The organism is Streptomyces sp. NPDC001070, from assembly GCF_053598835.1.
On sequence record NZ_JBSFLB010000059.1, the window covers coordinates 1 to 21,481 of the forward strand.

Sequence of the window (21,481 nt, forward strand, 5' to 3'; positions counted from 1 at the left end):
GACGGCCGGTGACCCGGACCGGGGTGACGCGGACGGCGATGCGTTCGCCGTCGTTCACGGACGCGGGGTTGAAGGCGGCGTACTCCTGGCCGGTAACACATCGCTGCGCGATGTGCAAGTGAACCGCCTCGCTTCGCTCGGCGGTGACGGGCCGCTTCGCGGCCCGTGAATCCCCGTGCTTCGCACGGGGGTTGCATCCGCTTCGCGGATGCCGGCCCTTCGGGCCTGACTGGGCTTCCGCTTCGCTTCAGCCCAGTTGTGGCGCTAACGCGCCTTCAGGTCAGGTCCGCTTCGCGTCTCTGATGGACCTTCGGCTTCGCCTTCGGTCCTCTGCGGCCCACTGACGCGGGCCGAGCTGGCTACGGTGCGGGGGCGGGCGAGTGACTATGTGTCAGGTTGGTCTCTTGCCTTCATAGGAGTACGGGTGCTTCCTTCGCCTAAAAGTTTCTGAGAATCCGAATTCTTCTCTCCTCCCTACCGGCGCGGGGAGCCCTCTAGCCACCTTGTGCTTAGCGGGTGAGAGAACGTCAGCTACCGCTCGTGACATAGGGCTTTCCTAAGACCTGTCTGATAATTGATCTTGTGGCAGGTCGAGGTGAGTTGACGGACGCGGCGTGGGAGCTGATATCGCCCCTGTTGCCGCAGGTGGACGGACGTGGCCGTCCGTGGCGTGATCACCGGCAGGTGGTCAATGGTGTCCTGTGGCGGCTTCGGACTGGGGCTCCGTGGCGTGATCTCCCGGAGAGGTACGGGCCGTGGCAGACCGTCTACGAGCGGTTTGCCCGCTGGGAGGCGGACGGCACCTGGGCGAAGTTGCTGGAGCACGTCCAGGTCCGCGACGACGTGGTGGGCCGGGTGGAGTGGACCGTAGCGGTCGACTCCACGGTCAACCGGGCTCACCAGCACGCCGCGGGCGCCCGCAAAAAGGGGACGCAGACAGGGAGGAACTGGAAGATCCGGGCCGCGCGCAGGCGCGCCAGGCCCTCGGCCGGTCCCGGGGCGGGCTGACCACCAAGGTTCACCTTGCCGTCGACGGCCGCGGGCTGCCGCTGTCGATCGTGCTCACCCCGGGCAACGTCAACGACGCCACCGCGTTCGCCGATGTCCTCGCTGGGATCCGCGTTCCGCGCGCCGTCACTGGCCGCCCGCGCACGACGCCGGAGCGGGTGCTCGGTGACAAGGCCTACTCCAGCAGGGCGATCCGCCACCTGCTGCGGCGCCGGGGCATCGCCGCCACGATCCCCGAGCGCCGCGACCAGGCGGCCAACCGTCGACGCCGGGGGCGCTTCGGCGGCCGGCCACCCGTCTTCGACAAGGAGTTCTACCGCGATCGCAACGTGGTTGAACGATGCTTCGCCCGCCTGAAACAGTTCCGCGCGATCGCGACCAGGTTCGACAAGCTCGCCGACCCCTACCGAGCCGGAGTTGTCCTGGCTTCGCTGATCCTCTGGCTCCGCGAGGCGACCAGGTGATCAGGCCTTAGACGCGCACGCCGACCGGGCACCTGCGGTCAGGCGCCCTTGCGGAAGATGCGGTTGAGCGCCAGGCCGACCTCGGGCTCCACAGTGAAGCCAGGCGGAAAACCAGGCGTAGAGCCAGGCGTGGAGTCAGGCTCGGGGTCCGGTGTGAGGTCTGGCACGGAGTCCGTGCCAGCGAGCCCGAACTCGGCCGCCAGCGTCTTCAAGTGCAGGTCGGCGGCCGATTCGACGAGCTCCGCGTGCAGCACCGCGGCGCGACGGCCGCGGCTCCACGCGAGCAGGCCGACCGTGAGCCCGATCAGCGCGGCGGGCCACCAGCACAGTCCCAGGGCGAGGTAGCAGGCTGCCCAGGTCGTTCCCTCCACGGCCGCACCGAAGCCGGCCCGCGAGGAGCGCAGCTCCGCCTGGACGGTGTCCGGCAGGACCAGCCACAGGCGGGTCCAGGAAGCGGCGAGGTCGATGCCGTACTGGTTGCGCAGCCGGGTGCCGGTGCCGGCGAAGCGGTCACCGGTCATGGTCGGCCGCTGCGGCTCCGCGAGGGCGATCCGGTCGCGGAGCGCCGTGATCCGGTCGATCTCGGCCCGGTTCGCCTCGTACTCGGGGCGGCCCGGCGCGGGGATCGGCATCTCCTCGCGCAGGGTGGTGATCTCGGTCTGGAGCCCTCGCCACCGCGTCTTCCGCCGGGCGGTCAGCCGGGCAGCCACCCGGTCGGCCGGGGCGGGCCAGGCACCGGTCCAGACCCGTTCGGCCGCCGCGGCGCAGGCGCGCACCAGCGCGCCCACGGCGACGGAGCCCAGCACGACGGCCCCGAGCGCGGCGAGCTGGGCGACGGTGGACCACTCCCCGGCGCGCGCCGCCCCCTGCCCGGCCCGAGCGCGCAGCGCGGCGAGGTCGAGGGCGGCGGCCTGGCCGAGTACCGCAGCGGCCGCCGAAGCCGCCATCAGCAGGAGACCGGGGACGGCCAGGGCGGAGATCCACTTGTCGGCGAGCTTCTCGCCCAGACCGCCGAGCAGCGAGGACACCGGCTCACGCCCTGGTCAGCACGAGGGCGCGGTCGCGCAGCCAGCAGTGGCCGCCGGCGGGGACCGGCCCGCCGGGCTCGCGTACCTCGTGGCGTCCGCACCACCCGTCGGGGCAGGAGTACCGCTCCCCTTCGGCGCGGGGCACCGGGCCGGAGAGGATACCGCCCGGGCCCGGCTCCTCGCCGCGCACCGTGGCGCCGTCCTCCAGCACGTAGCGGGGGATGCCGAGTCCGGCCACCGCGTCCTGGACGGGCCTGTCGGCCAGGACCGCCGTCACGGCGTCCCGCAGATCCGCCGCCCGCCCCTGGGCGGTCAGGTACTCCGTCAGGTACGGCAGGGCCGAGCAGAATGCCGCCCGCTGTCCGCGGTCCCGGTTCATCGTCCTCCGTTCCGGGCTCTCAGGGCCCGCTGTGGATCATCGAGGCCCAGTAGAGGGGCTCGTCGAAATCGTGGTCCGCCCGCAGCGCGTCCACCGCGCGGTGCAGGGCGGTCGCGGGGTCGGGGGCGCCGGGCTCGGCGAGCAGCCGGTACACCTCGCGGGCGAGGAGCGGCGCCACCTCGTCGTCGACCGTCCACAGGCTGCCGATCACCTGCCGGTAGCCGCACAGTTGGAAGGCCGAGGCCACCGAGACGGCCTCGTTGACGAGTTCCGCGCCGGGCGCGGCGCTGTGGCAGGCGGAGAGGTAGGCGAACTCCGCGTCGGCCAGCCGCTCCGCGGCGAGCTGGCGCAGTGCCAGGGTGCCCCCGTGCAGGAGGAGTCTGCTGTTCGACGGGTCGGCGCCGTCCCATGCTCCGTGGCAGGCCAGGTGGACGTGGGTGTGCGTGCGCAGCGCCGCCAGGACGTTCCCGGGGGTGGCCGCGGCGTCCCGCAGTTCGCGGCGGGGTCCGGGCAGCTGTTGCGTCGCGGCCAGTTCCTCGTCGAGGCCGACGAGCGGTCGGGCGTCCCTGCCCGCGTCCACGGCGACGGCGGCCAGCGATCCGCGCCCGGCGGCCGACGCGGGCCGCTCGCGGGCGTGGAGCAGCGAGCCCAGCGTCGGCATGTAGGAGGAGACGACCAGGTCGTGTGCGTACACCGAGGGGCTCGGGGGGCCGTCCCCTGTGCGGGGCAGGATGGCGGCGTGCAGGGGCAGCAGGGCGAGGGCGCCGGTCGGGCACCACCAGAGTCGTGCCAGCGGCCCGCGGCCGTCCGGGCGGTCGATGCCGAGCTTCGCGAGGACCGGCCCCACCACCGAGGCGCCCAGCCAGTGGAGCGTCTTCTTCAGGTCGCCGTCCCACCGGAGCCGGTCGGCGATGCCGGTGCCGCGCGCGGTGAGCCCGGCGACCGCCGCCCGGAAGACCTCCGCTCGCCGGTTGATCTCCTCGGCCGTGACGTCCGGCAGCGGGAGCACCTCGATCACGGTGCGGCCCCGCCGGGAGCGCAGCAGGAGGACGTCGCAGCGCAGTGACGAGACATTGACGACGGCGACGGGGCCCGCCTCGGCGGCCTCGCTCAGCCTGCTCCAGTTCGGCGGGCGGTGGAAACCGGTCAGGCCGGGCAGCCGGCGGATCTCGTCGACCAGGTCGTCGAAGGCTTCGGCCGCGACCCTGCGCCGCTCGGGGTCGAGCCGGGGTGCGACCAGTTCCCGGCACAGTTCCTCGTACCGGTCGGCGAGCCGGGGCGAGGCGGCGCGCAGCGTGTCCTGGCGGCCGCGCAGCTGGAGGGCCTGCGCGAGCAGCACGCCCCGGCCCTGTTCGAGCCGGACCAGCCCCTGCCGGGGGCGGCCGGCCTGGATCTCCACGGCTGCGGCGGCGTTGGCCAGGGTGTAGGTGAGGCGCAGCCGGGCCTCCTGGGAGTCGCGGCCCAGCGCCCGGGTGGTGAGCTTGGGCAGCAGGTCGTCCAGCGCCACGCCGAACGCGGTGTGGGACTGGCCCAGGTCGCCGAGGTAGGCGGCCGTCATCGCCCAGCGCACCGCGCCGAACAGGCGGGAGCGGACGTCCTCGGTCCGGGCGGTTGCCAGCGCCCGGCAGTACGAGACCGCCTCGTCGAGGTCGGCGGCGGTTCGCAGGCGCAGCCCTCGCTCCGTGAGCAGTTCGCCCAGTTCCGCACGGGCGACCACGGCATGCGGCCCGGACCCGGGGTCCGCGGCCCTGCCCGCCACCTGCCGCAGGATGGCCTCCGCCATCGCGAGGTCCGGTTCCCGTCCGGGACGGCCGGCCCGCTCGCGCAGGGCGACCGCGAGCTTGATCAGCATGACCGGGCGGTCCGGCTGGGACGGCGGGGTGACGGCCAGCGCCTGCCTGAGGTGCTCGATCGCCTCGTCGAGCGCGGCCGGGTCGCCGTCCGCCGCCGCCCGCGCGGTCAGCACCGCCGCCAGGTTGGTGAGCCGCTGCCCGTGGGCCGGCGAGGCGGCGGTGGCGGCAGCGCACGCCAGGCGAGCCAGGACGGTGGCCTCGTCCAGGTCTGCCCGGTCCGCTTGCGTGCCGTACCTGTCGAGGTGGGACAGGGCCAGGAAGGAACGGACTCCGGCACGGGTCTCCTGGTCGATCGGACCGGCCAGGACCGCACCGAGCAGGTCGATCGACTCGTTCAGGTCGTCCAGGTCTCCCTTGATCTCGAACCGCATCCGCAGGAACTGGCCGAGCTCGAAGCGCCGGTGGCTGCGCTCCGGTTCGGCCGCGGTGGCGACGGCATCGCGCAGCCGGTCGACGGCCCGGTCGAGTCGCGTGGGATCACCGTCGTGGTGGTAGTGGTCGAACTCGGCGTGGACGCCGTCGTCCGGCGCGGCGACCGCCGGAACCTTCGACTGGACCCGGATGATCTCGGCCATCATCGAGTCGCGCTGGGGCGCTTGGTCCAGGGGGATCGCGCCGAGGCCCGCTCGCATCAGGTGAAGCGCCTTGCCCCGCGTCCGGCCCGCGGATTCGGGGTCCTCGTCCAGGTCGGCGGCGGCAGCAAGGAAAGTCCCCGCTTTGAAGCTGAGGACCGGCTCCGACTCCGTCCCGCGCGACCATTCCCAGGCGGTGCTCAGGAGCGCTGTGGCGCACAGGACTCCGCTAACGTCCCCGGTCGCCTCGCTGGGGAGGAACAGCGCGGTCCCGACCACGTGCAGGATCTCGTACGCGGGAACGAGCTGCGGCGGTTGCTCCTCGAACATCGACCGCCAGTGGGTGGGCACCGCTTCGGGGCGCAGCTCGCGGACCACCGCCATGAGGAACTCGAACGCGTAGGCGGCCCACCGCGTCTCCTCCTCGGGCAGGAGCTGCATCCGGGCCGCGTAGTAGCAGCCGACCAGGAAGACCAGCTCAAGGTCGACGCCTCCGGGCCCGCCGGCCTGGTCGGAGGTAAGCCGGTCGCGCGCGTCGAGGATCAGCGTGGCCATGGTGAGGTGCAGGTCCGCGTCCAGCACCAGCTCCGGTGGGTGCACCTGGTAGGGCACTCCGTCGTCCGGCGCCGCCATGGTCCGTCGGACGACGGCACGGGTCGTCTCGTCAACATCAGGCACCAGCGGTTCCCCCCACTGTTCCCGCCGTCAGCCGGCTGGCGCCGACCCTACCGCGTGGACGGCCGACAGTAACCACTGATCGCCAAAAGCGGTCGGCACAGGGCGCCGGCCGTCGTAGACGGGAATTGTCAGACACGGCCTAGAAGGGCCGAGCGTAGGGGCGGTCCTTCACCCGGTCGTAGATTCTGCGCAGCCACGGCTGCCGAACGGCGGGAAGCCGCGCCAGCGTGTAGAGGAAGACTCCCCAGTCGGGCCGGAACACGCTCCATGGATGCATCGGCAGTGGGTCGTCGCGGATGACGCCATCGGGCAGTCCGCCTGCTGCGGGCACGGGCGACCGTTCCTGGTGGAAGGCCAGGTACATCCACACGTCGGCAGGCAGGGGCACTGTCCTCGCTCTGCTGGGCGGCTGCCACGCCTCCCCTGTTCGCGGATGCTGCGGAACGAGCAGAATATCGGGAGTCGGCTCCGGGGCAGGCAGGCCTGGGCCGGCCAACGCCGCCGTCTTCGCTGGCGGCTCCTGCGGGAGCAGGGTGTCGAGCGTGCGGCGGAGGGTTTCTGTGGCCAGGCCGTCGGGGACGGTCACAGGTGTGTTGTGCGAGGCTGTCAGGAGGTGGGCCAGCGCTACGCCGGCTGCCGCGGCCCATTGCGGGCTCCAGGCGCCGGAGGGGCCGACCGGCGGGGTGGGTTGCACATCGGTGGCCAGCGCTTGCCAGTCGGCTGTCCGGGGTGCGGGGTCACCGGTGGGGATGCGGCGCACGGCGCGCGGGGCGAACCGCACGGCCTGCCAGAGCGAGCAGTCGTCGATGCGGGTCGCCACGGGCTGTCCGCAGTCCTCACAGGCGAGGTTCGGGCCGTCGCGCCCGTCGAGCCCGCAGCAGTAGCCGTCGCATCGCTCCGGGATCAGGACGGTGCCGCGGGCGTCACCGGGCGCGACGATGATCGTTCCTGGGTCGCCGAAGGGCAGCGAGTGCACCGGGGCGAACACTCCGCGGGTCGCCGCTTCGTCTTGGTCGATCTCGCTCCAGCTTCGTCATGGAGGCCCGAACGGCTCAGGGTCGACTGCGTACGTCCCCGCCTCCATGAGCACCGGCAGCAGGCCGTGTCCCCAGGTCTGGCGGGCATGGATGGGAAGTGCGACCTGTGACAGCGGGGCGCTGAGCACGGCGTCGCACGTCGCACACGCGAACACCGTCATGCACCCTCCCCCGCCCCTGGACATGCGGAGTATCCCGGCTCCGCGATCACCAGCCAACAGCTTTTCCACCACCGCGATGGCGACCGACAGCTCCTCATCGGCGCGCGAATCAGTCGGACGGTTATGCGAACTGGGTGACGGGGGTCGTGTCGTCGGTCCAGTCGCCGTCGAACAGGGAGGCGATCAGCGTGGCGTGGTTGGCGGGGAGCTGGCCGGCGCGGTGCTTGGTGCGGGCCTTGGCGAGCCAGGGTCCGATCTTGACGGTGTCTCCGTCGACGAGGATCTCCTCGCGGGCGGTGGGGGGCCGGCCTTCGCGGGCGATGAACAGCTCGAGGAGCTGGACGGTCTGGGCGAAGGTGCGGCGGGCCTTGGAGGGCGTCTTGAGGGGGTTGGTGGCGGGGGTCAGGCCGAGGTCGGTGAGGAGCTGCTGCTGGCCGGGGTCGAGGGTGGTGAAGGTGGTGAGCTGGCGGTGGAGCCAGCGGCCGATCTTGACCGTGCCGATGACGGTGTCGGAGTGGAGGGCGCCGGGGTTGTGGCCGGCGGCGAGGTGGGCGCGGAGCAGGTGGTATTTGCGGTGCCAGTCGGGGCCGTGGGGCAGGCGCCAGTGGGGGTCGATGGCGGCTAGGTCGGCGGCGCGGGCCGGGTCGAGCTGGCCGTTGGCGGCCAGCGAGCGTTGTTCGGCGAGGAAGGTGCCGCCGGGGGCGGTGACGGGGATGGCGAGGTGGCCGTGCGCGGCGTGGTAGTCGGCGGCGGTGGTGAGCTGGGCGCGCCAGGCGGCGTCGTGTTTGTCCCAGATCATGTCGAGGGCGTCGAGTTCGGCGATCCAGGCGGCGTCGGCGGGGTCGTGGGGGTTGAGGCGGCTGGTGCGGCGGGCGTCGCGCATGCCGGTGATGAAGGCGCCCAGGGCGTAGCCGGTGGGGTCGGTGTAGTCGGTGGGGACGTCGAGGTGGCCGTGGTCGTCGTGGAAGGCCTGTGCGGAGGCGAGGCCTTCGCGGCGGGGGCGGGATTCGGCGGCACGGGGGTTGAAGGAGACCAGGTCCATGGCGCGGGCGATGCGTTCGGGTTGGACGGTGAAGTCGAAGTGCCAGCGGTGCGCGATCAGCTCGCGGGTCTCCTGGGGGAGGCGGTTGGTCTTGTTCGGGAGGCGTTCGGCGATGCGGTGGTCGTGGCTGGCCAGCGCGGTGGCGATCGCCCAGACCGGCTCGTAGGGGGTGCCGAGGATGTCGGCCGGGTCTGCGGTGGGTGGGATGTAGGCGGGGATGACCAGGCTGGCGACCTTGCCGGCGTCGGCGGGCTGGCGCAGGGCGCGGCCGAGGGCCTGGACGACGCGGATGACGCTGCGGGAGACGTCGGCGAAGACGACCGCGTCGACGCTGGGGATGTCGACGCCCTCGGCGACGACCTTGGCGTTCGCCATGATCGCGCACGGGGCCTGGGCGAAGCGGGCGAAGACCTCGGCGCGCTCGGAGGGGGTGTGGTCGCCGTCGACGTACAGCGTCAACGGGTCGAGGTCCGGGCACAGCTCGGGGGCGGTGGTGCGCAGCAGGCGCAGGGTGTGGCCGAGCTCGCGGGTGAACCTCTTCGCATCGGCGACAAGCTGGAAATACACCAGCACCCGCTTCAGGCCGTGCTCGGCCATGGTCTTCAGTACGGCCAGGTGCAGGGCCGTGGTGCGCAGCGCATCCCCTCCCCCGGTCCTGGGGGCGAGGTCGGGGGCGGTCGCCGTGGTGGGCAGGTTCAGGCGGGTGCGCAGCTCGTCGTCGCTGATGGTCGGCACGATCACCCGGTAGTCCGCCAGCACGCCGTCGGAGACCGCCTGGGCAAGCGGATACTCGAAGATCGTCTTGCCGTAAACCGGCTCAGAGTCCATGGAATTCGCCGACGCCTCCAGATCCGGCTCCGCGGCCCGGCGGCGGCGCGGGCGGCGCACGTCCGCGGACTCCGCCAGATCAGGGCCACCGAAGATGCGTGGAGTGGCCGTCATGTACAGGCGGCGGTCTGCGCGGATGCGGGCGTTGTCGTTGACGGCCGCCCACTTCTTGTCCGCGCGGCCGGCGATGCGGTGGGCCTCGTCCATGACCGCAAGGTCGAACGGCGGCACCGTCCGGCCGGTGCGCTGCGCCGCCTCGATCTTGTCCAGGGAGTCGTAGGTGCAGAACACGGTCCCGGCATCGAGGACGCCGGTGCCGACCGCGGAGAGGACGGCTGCCAGGCCGGTGGCGTCGCCGGTGGAGCCGACGTTCGCCTCGGCCAGACCTGGGTGGGCCCGGGTGTCCATCGAGCAGACCGCGACCATCGCCTCGGTCCGGCCGTCCCTCCGCCACGCCAGCGCGGTCTGCGCGATCAGATCCAGCGTTGGCACCACCACCAAGGTGAGCTGCGATCCGAGCGTGCCCGCCAGCCGGATACCGACCAGCGTCTTCCCCGTCCCGCACGCCGACACATACAGCCCCCGGGTGCCCGGACGGTACAGATGTCGCACCGCACGGTCCAGGCCAGCCTGCTGATCAGGGCGTAGCACAGTCGGCCCGGTAAGGCCGGAGACGGCAGGGATGGCAGTGCTCATAGAGGGCATTCTCCCGGGCCGACAGACAGGGTGGGGTGGGGCGGGTGGGGCTCTTCCATCAGAGGTTCGGCAAATACTGGCGGATCCGTCATCTCCATCTTCCTGGGGGTGCCGCCGATGACTGCTCTCACTCGCCCTCACGTTCAGCAGGCTCTTCCCTGGAGTTTGAAGGCAGAGTCCGTTCCGGCTCGTCTTCTTGGATGGCCCTCTTCACACGGCGCCAAGCGATCAGCACGTCAGGCAACTGGTCAAGGAGCCCGCGTACGACGAAGAGCAGAACCGATAGCACACCGGAGGCGGCGAGGAGCCACAGGATGATGGAGTCCACGGTTTGGGTACGCCCTCATAGCCGGGGCCGAACTCGCGTGTACTCACACTCAGCTCGACCACATGAACAGCGGTCAGAACTGAGGTCCACGCCGACGGTAAATCCCAGGTAGAGCGGGGTCCGAAAGGGTCAGGGGCAACGCAAAGGACAGGTGCCCATGGTGGACGGCTAGGAGACAGGTGTCCGGGTCGTGGTTCACGGATCTCACAGACCACCGGTGACATGTCGGCTCGCCGGTGGCTGTCCTGCACTGACAACTGTATGAGGCGAGCTGCACCCCGGTACGGACTTGCGTGAACTCCTGGCGTCTTGGGGGAGCACGTGGTATTCCACTACCACGCAGACCGGAAGCCGCGGCTGAGGAGACAAGCCCACACTGCAGGACTTCGACGGCTGACTCTCCATCGACCGCCGGTAACTCAACACCTCCCGAGTTGCGCCACTGGCTGACAGGCCCCCTACGCGGTCGTCAAGGGGGCCTGAGGTCCAGCTGGGGGCGGCCCGGTTTGGCCTTTGCGGAGGCGAAGAGCCGGGGCGAAGAGCGAGCGGTGGAGTGGCATACCGGCGCGGTCGCAGGGGAACGGTGCGGTCGGTGGGGTGGTGCAGGTGGAAGCCCCGTGGGGTCACAAGGGCCACGGGACCCGTTCAAGGACGTTGCGCGCGGCGCCACGGACGTCTGTGTCCTCGTCTGTCAGGAGCCTTTCCAGCGCAGTGCGAACCGCCTAGCACCCACGCGACCTGGTAGCGGGCCCGGGGGCGGTGTCCTCGGTGAGGGGCACCAGGAGGTCGGTGACGGTCTCGTCGCGCAACCAGGACAGCGGCGTGTGACCTCGGGCACGGGATCGCGGCGGCCGTCGATCAACAGGGTCTGGGCCAGTACCTCGCTGGCACGGGTCGCGCCCCGCGACCTCCTCGCCGAGGGCGTGCCCTCGACCGCACACCCCAGGCAACCTCCACTGATCCCACCCAGGCGGCGAGCCTGCTCATGCAGGTGGGGCCGAAGACGGCGCCGAGCAGGGCGCGGGTGCCGCACTCGAGCAGCGCCACCAGGCGCAGCAGGGGGTAGCCGAATTCGAGCACCTGACCGTCGTGCTTGGGGAAGTGCCAGGTCACCCCGTCCTCGTCGGGGATGCTCAAGGTGGTGCCGTCCACCGCGACCGCCCGCAGACCGCGGTAGAAAGGAGCCGGATTGCGCCCGGACGGCCACTGGACCGGCCAGGATCTCGAACAGGTGGCGCCGTGGGGCGCTGCCCAGTCGGCGCCGGGCTCGTGACAATGAGGAGGCACACGGCCGCGCCACCGCGATCCCGTGCAGTCCCGTCCCGAGTTTGTCCCACACCGCCCGGCAGGACGAGCGTTCGAAGAAGGCGAGAGCGAGCACGAAATACATCACCACCCGCGCAGGCAGCAACCGCACGCGCCGCTCACGCGAGCCTGTGTCCTCGAGGACGGCGTCAACCAGCTGCGGGTCGATGACCTGCGTCAACTCTCCCAGGTGGCCGGGAGCATACACATCGAGAGCTGACGCCACGGGTGGCGGGGTGGCAGAATGCCGCGGCCACGGAACCTCCGGTGCGACGATCTCTGGGCTCGACGCCACAGGGATTTACCAGGGGTCCCGTCCTCTCGTTCATGAACTTGACAAGACGCCGGACGGCCTAGCGCAACGGTGTTGCACAAGAAGGGACGCCATCGAAGACCGGCTGGCGCAGTGGCGCCGCGACGGATCCCCCGCCCTGGAACAGTTTCAGATCACCGTCACCCCCGACGGGCACCACACCTGCACCTGGCCACGCCGCGGGTGAACCGAAGTCGCCGGCCGCATCGAAGAACACGGGAGCCGGAAACCGGCACGGGGCGTGCTCGGGTCGCGTGGACGGTGAGACGAGCTTGGGGCGGCGCTGTCCCGTTGTGCCGCCGGCCCGAAACCCGAGGGTGCCTGCCTGCTCGAAAGCCGGGTAGCGCGACAAGGAGCACGCATCAGCGGTCGTGCAGCGTGGTCCCAGGGTGAGGTTCGGCCGCGGCAACCGCTGGTTCACCGACGCCGTCACCGTGTTCGCCCGTTCCCGTCGGCGTGGAAGCGGGGCTTGCCACCTGCCGGTGCTCCACCGGCCGCTGCCCGCCGCAGCGCGATCGGCTGACGGCTGCCTCCTGCAGGACTTCAATCGGCCACGCCGAGGGGTGTCCGGCCGCGACCTCGCACATAGGGCTGCTCCTTCCCTGTTGCGGGGAGGCCGCGTCACCGTGCGCGGGGTCGCGGACGGCCGCTTCAGATGGCGGACGGGCGTCGAGTGGGCCGGATCCCTGTCCGGTGCCAGCGCAAGTGTCCGCGGGCGCAGCTGCGTGAGGGACGGGAGCGCCTGCGGATGATCTTCACTGAGTATCCGGTCTCGCGGTAAGGGCTGCCCGGGACGGTGCAGCGTGCGATGAGGTGGGTCACCTGGCCCGGCCTCATGTCGTCGGCGGCCGGGGCCGAATGCCAGGCACGGCACCAGGTGCACTTGATACACAGGTAGGTGCCATCGGGGTGGGGATCGAGGATTCCGGCGATGCGCGGGGCTGTGGTCACAGGGTTCTCCTTGGGGCGGGGACGGGTCGAGCGCATGGGGGGCAGGGCCGGCGCCCTGCGCGTGCGTTGCCGGACGCGCAGGGCTGATGCGGGCTTCAGGCCGTGCCGGAGCGTCGGCGCCTGCGGCGGGGACGCCGGGCGGGTGTGACGACGGCGGCGGGCACGGCAGCCGGTGCGGTCTCGGTGGCGGGGAACCGCCAGACCAGGACCTCGCCGATGACGGCCAGGATGACCAGCAGTGCTCCGGTCATGATCCACAGCCACTGGGCGGTCCAGTGTGGCGATGCCGCCGGCACGATGGTCGTTCCCGGGAGTGTGCCCACGCTCATGCCGGCCAGCACGATGACCGCACCGAAGATCCGCGGAACGCGGTCGGCTTTGGCACCGCCCCGGGTCAGCCGGTCCGTCAGGCGCCGCACGAGCACTCCGGTGATCATGCCGAGTGCCACGCACAGCGCGTACAGGGCCAGGCTGGTGACGGTGCCGTCGACGTCGAATTTGGCCTGTGCGGTGTGGGCGATCCCGATGTAGCCGAGTCCGAAGCCGGTGGTCAGCCACTCGGGCTGGCCGCCGTTGAACTGCGGTGCGCCGACGGAACCGCTGTTGCGTACTCCCGGAATGTCTAGCGCCCACCGGCGCGGTGGGCTACCGTCGGTAGAGGAGATAGCAGGCATATGTGCTCCTTGGGCTGTATGCCGAGGGCCCGGGGAGACCGCAGATCACCCCGGATCCGTCTTCGAGATCAGCCCCTGAGGCTCCTGACGGGCCTCGGGGGCTTCCTTGTGTCCCAGGATTCATCCGAAGGACACCTTGCGCCATGGCTTCTGAGGGGCCGTGGGAAGTCGTTCCCGCAGGTCACGACGAGGCCGATGCACTGGCGTACCGGTATGAAAATCTCGGGCAACAGTGGCTTTGCTCTCCAACAACGGGGCTGTTAACGTCACTTCATGGAAGGGGAGCGAAAGCGAAAAGGCTCACAAAACGTTGATCGCGGGTCCGTGCGGCCTGGCGAGGATCGGGTACACGTCCGCGTCGATGACGTCGATGATGCCGGTCAGCTCATCAGGTACGCCGTCGCTGCCCAGTTGGCGCGGCTGGAGCAGTACGGCATATCCCAGACCGCGGTCGCCAAGGGAGCCGGCGCTCACCCTTCGAAGCTGACGCTCACCCTCAAGGGCCGCCCGACGGCTGCCGGCGGCAGCGGTGCGCCCGAAGGCGAGTGGCTGCGCAGTCTGGACAGCTCCATTGTGGGACTGGCTCCGGACACCGAGACGCTGGGCGGGCTCAACTCGCTCGGCATCCGCTTACGCGGGCTGGAAAAGCAGGACACCCTGATCGCCCATCTGCCCGCCAGCTGGGCCTGGGAGATGCTGCAGGAGGACGCCGAGACCGAGTTCGCCGTCCTGACGCAGGCCTCGGCACTGCTGTCGCTGTTCATCCCGATCGGACAGGCCCAGCGCTCTCCGTCGGAGCTGCGCCACAAGTACAAGCACATCAAGATCCAACCGCTGGTGAAGCGGTTGGCACTGATCGGCGGGGCTCCGCCCACATCACGCAACGTCGATGCGCTGGTCTTGCTGGGCGGTCTGACCAAATGCGCCTGGGACAAGGACCTGGCGGACTTGGTCGGCAAGAGGCTCCGAGACTCGCCACTGGGCTTCAGGCTGTGGCGGGCGATCACCAAACTGGTCCACCTGTGTGCCGCGGACCCCGCGGCATACAGCCACGTCAAGGGCTGGGTGGCCACGCTGCTGAAGGACTCCGACGAGCTGCGCGGCAGCAGTATCTACCCCGGCCGGTCACTGGACTTGGAGCTGGCCATCGCGATCCCCTACGCCTGGTCCCGTCCGGACGGGCCCGGGCCGGACGGGCAAAACGGCGACTGGGTCCGCAAACTCCTGCTCGGCCGTGCCCGGGATCCCAAGGCCACCCTGCGGGAACGCGGAACCGCCGCGCTGGGGCTGTGGCAACGCGTGCTGTCCAACAACCCCGCTCATGCAACCAACCCCGTACAAGGAGCGACGGTAGGGCAGACGGAGAGGGAACTGCGGGAGTTGGCAGACCTGTTCGCCCAGCCAGAGACCCGCCCGGACGCGGCAGCGGGCATGCGATGGGTGGCCAGCACCCTGACGTCCGTATTGGATGCCAAAGTCCCGGTGTGCAACCAGTGGCCGCAGCCCGAGCCAGAACAGGATCCCTGGTTCCAGGTGGTCCAGGACGCGACACGAGTGCTGGACACGCAGGAGATCCCCGAGCGCATCCTGGGACCGACCAAAGTCCTCTTCCAGCACATGCTCCTGCAGAACGCCGGCGTGCAACGCCGCCAGGCCACCGACGCCATCCTCGCAGGCGGATGGACCGACGCCGTCATCCACGGTCTCGCCCACGTGCTGCAAGAAGAAAAAAAGGAGTCGTGGCTGCGGGTACGCGCCCTGTTCGCCATCGGCTACCTCCAGTGCCGGGACGACTTCGTCGCCCGCGTCCTCGTCGAAGCCTGCCGCGAGGCCTACAGGAAACTGACGGCCAAAGACCCCACGGACGCGCAGATCACCGAGATGCACGGCGTCCTGTTCGCCATCGGCGACTGCTTCGGAGCCAGTTTCGGCGCACGCGACCGCAGCAAGCTCAAGTCCGTGCGCAGCCAGCTCTCCCCCATCCTGGAGGAACTCGCAACCGGCGGCCTCACCGAGAAGGACCCACGGCTCTACCCGGTGGCCAGAGCACTGGTCTACCTGCTGACCTTCACCGCCCAGGACCGCCGCGCACAGGAAAAGGACCTGGCCGAAAGACTCCTGGAGTCTATGAGTACCCACCCCGACCCGTTGACCCGCGCCTTCTGCCACTGGACCCTGCGATTCCGGTTCACCCACGACGGAAAGGTCCAGTCGCTCCTTCACGCCGCCGACTTCGAAGACGACTGACAGTGATGATGTTCGTGGTGACGCCGCTGGTGGGTCTGACCCTCCAACTGACTGACGTCTCGACTGTCCTGTTTGGGATTTGTCGGCCTGCCGGGCGTCACCACGCACGCGGCCGGACGGGCGTTTGTGACCTCAGAGGGCGTTAAGTCCGTTTCTGGTAGCGGCCTCGTCCGGGCTGGATGAGGAAGCCCCGGCGGGCCACCTCGCTTAGATGGTTCGGCTGTTGATCTGCCGAGGCAGTCGAAGCCGCTGCGCACGCGGTGGACTGTCAACACAGCGGTGTAGATGAATCGGTACCGAGTCACCCACCGGCCCGATCGCAATGGACTTGAAGCAGATCCTCGCCATGTGACGACGAGGCCCGCTACGGGCCCGGCGCAGAGCGCAATCGCTATGGCGAACAGCCGTCGAGGTGTGGAAGGAGGCGACCTGGGTCGAGGTAAAAGAGCCTGGGCGGCCTGCGGAGGCTACATCTGCTTCGAGGACGAAGCGGGTTTCACCTGACGGCCGCCCAAAGGACGGACCTGGGGCCGGCGCGGGCACACCCCGGTTGTGACGGTGAGCGGGCGGCGCTCGGGGCGGCTGTCGGTGGCCGGGCTGATCGCCATGCGGCCTGAGTCCCGCACCCGGCTGTGCCACCGCCTGCGCACCCACCCCGCGGGCAAGGGCAAGCGCCGCAGCATGGGCGAGTGCGACTTCATCGCTCTGATCGACGGCGTTCACCAGTTCGTCAGGGCGCCGATCGTGCTGGTGTGGGACCGGTTGAACACCCATGTCTTCTGCACGATGCGGCAGTTGATCGCCGAGCGGGAGTGGCTGACGGTGTTCCTGCTGCCCGCCTACTCGCCCGACCTCAACCCGGTCGAGGGCGTGTGGGCGCACGTCAAACGCAGTCTGACTAACCTCGCCGTTGTCGCCCTCGACCGCCTGGAGACGCTCGTCCGCAACCGGCTCAAACGCCTCCAGTACCGGCCCGAGGTCCTCGACGGCTTCATCGCCGGATCCGGCCTAGCCCTCGACGACTCGACGTCACCCTGACGAGCCAAAGTCGGGTAAACGGGGACCTCACCAATGGAGCAGCGACTGCCCCGGCGGACCAGTTGCAGTGGACAGGACCCGAGCACCCGGGGCCAACTGGGAGAAGAGGTCCGCTGGGGGTCGTTTCCCGCGACTGCCTCGATGCGCCGTCTGACACCATGGAGCGCTCATGAAAGGAATGGCTGCGGCGACAGTGCCGGAGGTTTCCGCCGTGCCGCTTGCTGCTGTAAGCGGCGGCTGTCCCAGCCGGAGGATCTCGTCCTCCTGCGCCAGGCCCACATCTGGAGCGCTGTCAGCCGGCATCCCCGTATTCATCCGCTCGGCCGCACCCGGCAGCACGGCGGTCGCCACTGGCACGGCCACGGTGCGCTTCAGCAAGCTCGGCCCCATCCTGGATGACGCCAGGGGGCGGACGCTCTACCTCCCCGAGGCCGCCGAGTCGACTACGCCGACCGGCGGCGGAGCATGCGCGTTTGCCTGGCCGCCGCCGCTCACCTCCGGCGCGCCCAAGGCGGCCCCGTTTGCCAGGAGCAACGTGATCAGCACCCCGAAACGCTCCAACGGCAGCAAGTGGCCTACACCGGGCACCCGCTGCACCGCTTAGCGGGTGACACGACGGCCGGTGACACCAACGGCGAGGAAACCAGAGCGTCCGGCGCCACAGTGGTACGCCGTAAACGTATCGGGCAGCAAGATCGAGCCCGAGTGATTGGGGACTGATGACCGGGCACACGGGCGCGCGGATGCAGCGTCCCGCACGAACGGTGGCGGGCCTTTTGGCTGCTTTGCTGCCGGCCGCGGTGGCGGTGGGGGTGTATGCGTTCGGCCGCATGCACACACCCGACTACACCAGTGGCCTGTTCGGGCTGCACGGCGTCGCCGTCATCGATCTCAAGGCGCGCCTGGGTAGCGCTCTGATGGCACTCGCGGTCGTCCAACTGCTGCTCGGGCTCTGGATGTACCAGCGCCTACCGGGAGCGGGGGCGGCGCCGCACCGGGTGCATCCGACACACCGGCTCATCGGCCTTCTTGCCTTTCTGCTATCGCTGCCCATCGCCTACCAGTGCATCACTGCCTACGGAGTTGAGTTCACGAGCAGCCGAGTGGCGGTGCACTCCATCACGGGCTGCGTCCTGTACGGCGTGTTCGTCGCCAAGGTGCTGGTGGTACGCAGCCGCCGACTGCCTGGTTGGGCGCTTCCGGCCGCTGGCGGCGCCCTGGTCACTGCCATCGCGCTGATGTGGTACACAGCCGCCTTGTGGTTCTCCGCCGGCTCCGCCCCCGGCTTCTGACCGTGCTATCAGCGAGGACCGCCATGGCCTGCATGGCAGCGCCCAGTTGCAGATCGGACATCGCATTGCTCCGTGCCATCGCCTCTCTCGGCCGCATTGGCCGCCTGCACGGCCGCAAGCGCCGACCTCTGTCGTTCGTCCTGACAGCCGGACAGGCCGCGGACAGCCCCCAGTTCATCCTCGTGCTGAAGAAGATCCGCGTCCGTCTGCCGGCCGGTCGGCCCCACACCCGGCCGGGCGCGGTCGCCGCCGACAAGGCCTACTCGTCCCGCGCCAACCGCGCCTACCTGCGGAAACGCCACATCAAGGCGGTCATCCCGGAGAAGAAGGATCAGGCCGCCAACCGCAAGAAAAGAGGCAGCCGGGGCGGCCGTCCCGTCACTTACGACACCGATCTTTACCGCGAGCGCAACACCGTCGAGCGCCTGATCAACCGGCTGAAGGACTGGCGCGGCATCGCCACACGCTTCGACAAGACCCCCGAGAGCTACCTCGCCGGCCTCGAACTTCGCGCCTCGCTGATCTGGGTCGGAGATCTCTTACAAACAGCCAATTGATCACGACATCACACAGACCCTAGCCCTTCAGCTGTAGATCCTTGAGGGTGTTGTAGTTCCGGTCTGACCGGGCAGGGCGCGGGGCGTTCGTGGTGCGGTGGCTCGATCCGGAGCGCGATGATCAGTCGACAGATCTCGTAGGCGGTGAACCGGACGGTCGGGATGCTGCTGGTGGGGTCAACGTGGTCCCCCTGTGTGGGCTCCTGCTGGTGCGGCGGCCCGGTCGACGTAGCGGGCGGAGCAGGCAGGGCCCTGTTCGCGCAGGGTGGTGGCGTCCTGGACGGCGAGGAAGGCGGCGGCGAGCTGGGCCAGACTCTGGTGCCGGTACCAGCTGTGCCAGGACCGTACTTCGTAGTCGGCCAGTCCGCTGGCGGACTTGGCGAGCTTGATCGCTTCCTCTACCCGCCAGCGGGCGCCGGGCACCATCACGAGTTCCTCGACGGGTGTGTTCTCGGGCCCCCAGGCCATGTAATAGTCGCGGTCACCGGGCCCCTCGGGGCGGCGCCGGGCGATCAGCCAGCGGGCCCAGGCCCCCTCGCCGATCTCGGTGTCGGGGTCGAGGATGCGCCGCACCCACCACTGCCAGATCCGGCTGCCCAGCTGGGAGGGGCCGGCCGGGAGGGCGAGCCAGTCCTCCTCGGCCGCGCAGCGCTCCACCAGCCGGGCGGCGTGCCGCCAGCCCGGGCGCGGCAGCACGGTCTGGTTGGCCTGCACCGTGACCGCGTACGGCAGGCGGCGCGACTCGAGGAAGGCGCGGAAGGCGCCGTCGCGGCCGTAGAACCTCGTCCGCGGCCACCCCGACGCGGCCTTCGGGAAGATCCGGCAGCGCACCGCATCCTCCTCGGATAGCAGCACACTCCGTCACCACCGAATGTGAGACAGGGCCGTTCTTTTTCCAGTCCCGCTGAATCTTGCAGTACGCAGGCGCTTGCATCACGGCCTGTCCGGTGGCGTACAGGGTCTGAACATCCCAGAGGGGGTGTGTGAAATTAAGCCGACGGCGTTGTCGAGCACGGCGGACGTGGCGTGCGCCGGTGGCTGGACGCCGGCGCGTCGGTTGCGACGGCGTAGCCGCTGTGCGTGATGACAAGCGGGGCCGGGTAGGACGCGGGCGGCACATCCGCCGTGCTCGTCAAGCGCGTCGTGGAGCCGCGGCACGAGGTCGTATCGCATGCGCATGGGCCGCACGGTGCGGGAGGCCCCGGGGGGCGGCGGAATCTTCTCGGCCTTCTCGGCTCACTGCTTGTGGGACGGGAGGGGGATCCCGGGGATCGGTGCCTATCGGGTTTCACGGGTGCCGGGGGCCGCACGGTTCGGCACGTAAGCACCTTTTGTGGAATTTTGAAGATTTGCACTATATGGGATGATTCTCTTATGCCGTGGCGTCTTCCGAAGCGCGATCCCACGAGTCAGCCGGATCGCCCCGGGAATCGCGTCTCCGACAGGGGGACCATTTCCTACGCGGACGAGGAACTGCTCCGCACCCTGTACGCCGAGCATGCCGGGCCGCTGTTCCACTTCGTCCTGCGACTGACCTCGGGAGACTGGCAATGGGCCGAGGACGTGGTGCAGGAGACACTGCTGCGGGCCTGGCAGCATCCCGCGGCGTTCGACCCCGAACGCGGCCCGGCCCGGGCATGGCTGTGTACGGTCGCCCGGCATCTGGTCGTCGACGCCCACCGGGCCCGCCGGGCCAGGCCGACCGAGGTCGACGGCGAGGCGCTGGAACAGGTCGCGGAGCGGACGGCCGGGGAAGACGAGATCGAGCAGGCGCTGCAAAGCTGGGCGGTGGCCGACGCCCTCCAGACCCTGTCCCCGGAGCACCGGGCCGTGCTGCTGGAGACGTACTACAGGGGCCGGACGATGGTCGAGGCGGCAAAGGTGCTCGGCCTTCCGGTGGGCACCGTGAAATCGCGGACGTACTACGCCTTGAAGGCGCTGCGGCTGGCGCTGCAGGAACGGGGTATCGAGCCGTGACAACGGCATGGAGGAGGTGCGGGCCATGACCATGAATGGCGGCCGTGACGCCGTCCGGTTCTTGCTGGGCGGGTACGTACTGGGAACACTGTCCCCGGCGGAGACGGAGCAGGTGCGCGCCCACCTCGCGGAATGCGACGAGTGCCGCGCCGAGCATGCCGAGCTGGCGGGATTGCCCGCGCTGCTCGCGACGGTCAGCGTGGCCGAAGCCGAGGCCGCGGCCGCGCCCGCAGCAAGCGAGGAACTGGCCGACCGGCTCGTACAGCGGGCCGCCGCAAGCGCACAGCCGCAGCTTGCAACCGCTGCCGTACCGGGCACCCCGCGGCCCGAACGAGGCCGGGTCGACCGGTTGCTCCAGCAGGCCGCGTCCCGGCGTCGTACCGCCTGGCGCAGGCAGCTGGGCGGGGTCGCCGCGGCCACGGCGCTCATCGCGGCGGCAGCGTCGGGCGGCACGTGGCTGGCCACCATCGCGTCCACCAGCGGCCAGGTGGCGCAGCCTGCACCGACGTCACCGGCCCCGGTCCGCACTTTTTCCGGGACCGACCCCACCACCGGCGTGTCCGCCTCGGTGAAGGTCTCGCCCGCCGCCTGGGGCAGTGCCGTGCAGGTCTCGGCCAAGGGAGCGCCCCCCGGGATCACGTGCAGGCTGCAAGCGGTCGGGGTCACGGGCACCACAGCGACCGCCGCCACCTGGCAGGCCGGCGAGTACCCGGGCGGCGCCAGGATTTCCGGGACGGTACCCATGTCCCCGGAAACGATCAGTCACTTCGCCATCTACGCCGGCAGCGGCCAGAAGCTTCTCACCATCTCGGCGTGAGGCCTCACCCCGGCTCGTACCTCGTGGCCGGCAGTGATGGTCCGCCATCAGCTCTCGTATCGCGCCGGCGCCCGCACGGCAGGGGCATGTGTGCGGGCCTCGGCGCGGTGGGCGGTTCCGGGCCTTGCACGTATCTGGAAGGCACGGCCTTTGACGGCGCCTGTCGGTCATGTGCGACGCGACGGCTGTGTCCGCGTCGGAGAGCCGACTGGGTGACAAGGCGCAGCACCTCGGAC

General features: G+C 70.3%; 13 protein-coding genes and 3 pseudogenes. 7 read left to right on the top strand and 9 right to left on the bottom strand.

The features are described from left to right. The first annotated feature begins 582 nt into the window (after positions 1-582). Positions 583-1,472 (top strand): IS5 family transposase gene (locus ACWDAS_RS39725; RefSeq protein WP_450400663.1). Its coding sequence is split into 2 segments (ribosomal slippage): positions 583-943 and positions 943-1,472, totalling 891 coding nucleotides; the frame shifts between segments, so codons are not numbered across the junction. Between the two features lie 38 nt (positions 1,473-1,510). On the opposite strand, the gene ACWDAS_RS39730 is transcribed toward ACWDAS_RS39725, so the two are convergent. From ACWDAS_RS39730 to ACWDAS_RS39765, 8 genes and pseudogenes are all read right to left on the bottom strand, one after another. After that, positions 1,511-2,500: a hypothetical protein gene (locus ACWDAS_RS39730; RefSeq protein WP_450400664.1), complete on the bottom strand. Its 990-nt coding sequence runs from the start codon at positions 2,498-2,500 to the stop codon at positions 1,511-1,513. 4 nt (positions 2,501-2,504) lie between these two features. Then, positions 2,505-2,879 carry a hypothetical protein gene (locus ACWDAS_RS39735; protein ID WP_450400665.1) on the bottom strand — a complete coding sequence of 125 codons (375 nt, stop codon included), beginning with the start codon at positions 2,877-2,879 and terminating at the stop codon, positions 2,505-2,507. A 19-nt stretch (positions 2,880-2,898) separates the two neighbouring features. Then, positions 2,899-5,982, bottom strand: coding sequence for a CHAT domain-containing protein (locus ACWDAS_RS39740; protein WP_450400666.1), 3,084 nt, complete (start codon positions 5,980-5,982; stop codon positions 2,899-2,901). A gap of 139 nt (positions 5,983-6,121) precedes the next feature. Further along, positions 6,122-7,180, bottom strand: a pseudogene (locus ACWDAS_RS39745) (hypothetical protein). Positions 7,181-7,301: 121 nt separating this feature from the next. Then, the gene (locus ACWDAS_RS39750; protein WP_450400667.1) at positions 7,302-9,755 is read right to left on the bottom strand and encodes a Helicase associated domain protein; all 2,454 of its coding nucleotides are present in this window, start codon (positions 9,753-9,755) and stop codon (positions 7,302-7,304) included. A gap of 118 nt (positions 9,756-9,873) precedes the next feature. After that, positions 9,874-10,074 carry a hypothetical protein gene (locus ACWDAS_RS39755; RefSeq protein ID WP_450400668.1) on the bottom strand — a complete coding sequence of 67 codons (201 nt, stop codon included), beginning with the start codon at positions 10,072-10,074 and terminating at the stop codon, positions 9,874-9,876. A gap of 691 nt (positions 10,075-10,765) precedes the next feature. Beyond that, positions 10,766-11,674 (bottom strand): transposase domain-containing protein, encoded by a 909-nt coding sequence (locus tag ACWDAS_RS39760; RefSeq protein WP_450400670.1) that lies wholly within the window; start codon positions 11,672-11,674, stop codon positions 10,766-10,768. Positions 11,675-12,738: 1,064 nt separating this feature from the next. Continuing rightward, positions 12,739-13,317: a hypothetical protein gene (locus ACWDAS_RS39765; RefSeq protein WP_450400672.1), complete on the bottom strand. Its 579-nt coding sequence runs from the start codon at positions 13,315-13,317 to the stop codon at positions 12,739-12,741. A 273-nt stretch (positions 13,318-13,590) separates the two neighbouring features. Here ACWDAS_RS39765 and ACWDAS_RS39770 point away from each other — a divergent pair, with 273 nt between their 5' ends. The 4 genes and pseudogenes from ACWDAS_RS39770 to ACWDAS_RS39785 form a co-directional block, all read left to right on the top strand. Further along, entirely contained in the window at positions 13,591-15,564 is a 1,974-nt protein-coding gene (locus tag ACWDAS_RS39770; RefSeq protein ID WP_450400674.1) for a hypothetical protein, read from the top strand. 403 nt (positions 15,565-15,967) lie between these two features. Beyond that, a pseudogene (locus ACWDAS_RS39775) lies at positions 15,968-16,602 on the top strand (transposase); the annotation flags it as partial. 719 nt (positions 16,603-17,321) lie between these two features. After that, a complete protein-coding gene (locus ACWDAS_RS39780; RefSeq protein WP_450400675.1) occupies positions 17,322-17,894 on the top strand; it encodes a DUF6529 family protein in 573 nt (190 codons plus the stop codon). Positions 17,895-18,007: 113 nt separating this feature from the next. Then, a pseudogene (locus ACWDAS_RS39785) lies at positions 18,008-18,451 on the top strand (IS5 family transposase); the annotation flags it as partial. A 177-nt stretch (positions 18,452-18,628) separates the two neighbouring features. On the opposite strand, the gene ACWDAS_RS39790 reads toward ACWDAS_RS39785, so the two are convergent. Then, entirely contained in the window at positions 18,629-19,306 is a 678-nt protein-coding gene (locus ACWDAS_RS39790; protein WP_450400677.1) for a hypothetical protein, read from the bottom strand. Positions 19,307-19,825: 519 nt separating this feature from the next. On the opposite strand from ACWDAS_RS39790, the gene ACWDAS_RS39795 reads away from it, so the two are divergent. Together ACWDAS_RS39795 and ACWDAS_RS39800 are read left to right on the top strand one after the other, a co-directional pair. Then, on the top strand, positions 19,826-20,428 hold the full coding sequence (locus tag ACWDAS_RS39795) for a sigma-70 family RNA polymerase sigma factor (protein WP_450400678.1): 603 nt from the start codon (positions 19,826-19,828) through the stop codon (positions 20,426-20,428). 25 nt (positions 20,429-20,453) lie between these two features. Further along, a complete protein-coding gene (locus tag ACWDAS_RS39800) occupies positions 20,454-21,245 on the top strand; it encodes a zf-HC2 domain-containing protein (RefSeq protein WP_450400680.1) in 792 nt (263 codons plus the stop codon). Positions 21,246-21,481: the final 236 nt, after the last annotated feature.

Bases quoted from the DNA above. Each gene is read 5' to 3' on its own strand.
- ACWDAS_RS39735 (WP_450400665.1), bottom strand. From the start codon at position 2,879: ATGAACCGGGACCGCGGACAGCGGGCGGCATTCTGCTCGGCCCTGCCG.
- ACWDAS_RS39795 (WP_450400678.1), top strand. From the start codon at position 19,826: ATGCCGTGGCGTCTTCCGAAGCGCGATCCCACGAGTCAGCCGGATCGC.
- ACWDAS_RS39750 (WP_450400667.1), bottom strand. From the start codon at position 9,755: ATGCCCTCTATGAGCACTGCCATCCCTGCCGTCTCCGGCCTTACCGGG.
- ACWDAS_RS39800 (WP_450400680.1), top strand. From the start codon at position 20,454: ATGACCATGAATGGCGGCCGTGACGCCGTCCGGTTCTTGCTGGGCGGG.
- ACWDAS_RS39765 (WP_450400672.1), bottom strand. From the start codon at position 13,317: ATGCCTGCTATCTCCTCTACCGACGGTAGCCCACCGCGCCGGTGGGCG.
- ACWDAS_RS39770 (WP_450400674.1), top strand. From the start codon at position 13,591: ATGGAAGGGGAGCGAAAGCGAAAAGGCTCACAAAACGTTGATCGCGGG.
- ACWDAS_RS39780 (WP_450400675.1), top strand. From the start codon at position 17,322: ATGACCGGGCACACGGGCGCGCGGATGCAGCGTCCCGCACGAACGGTG.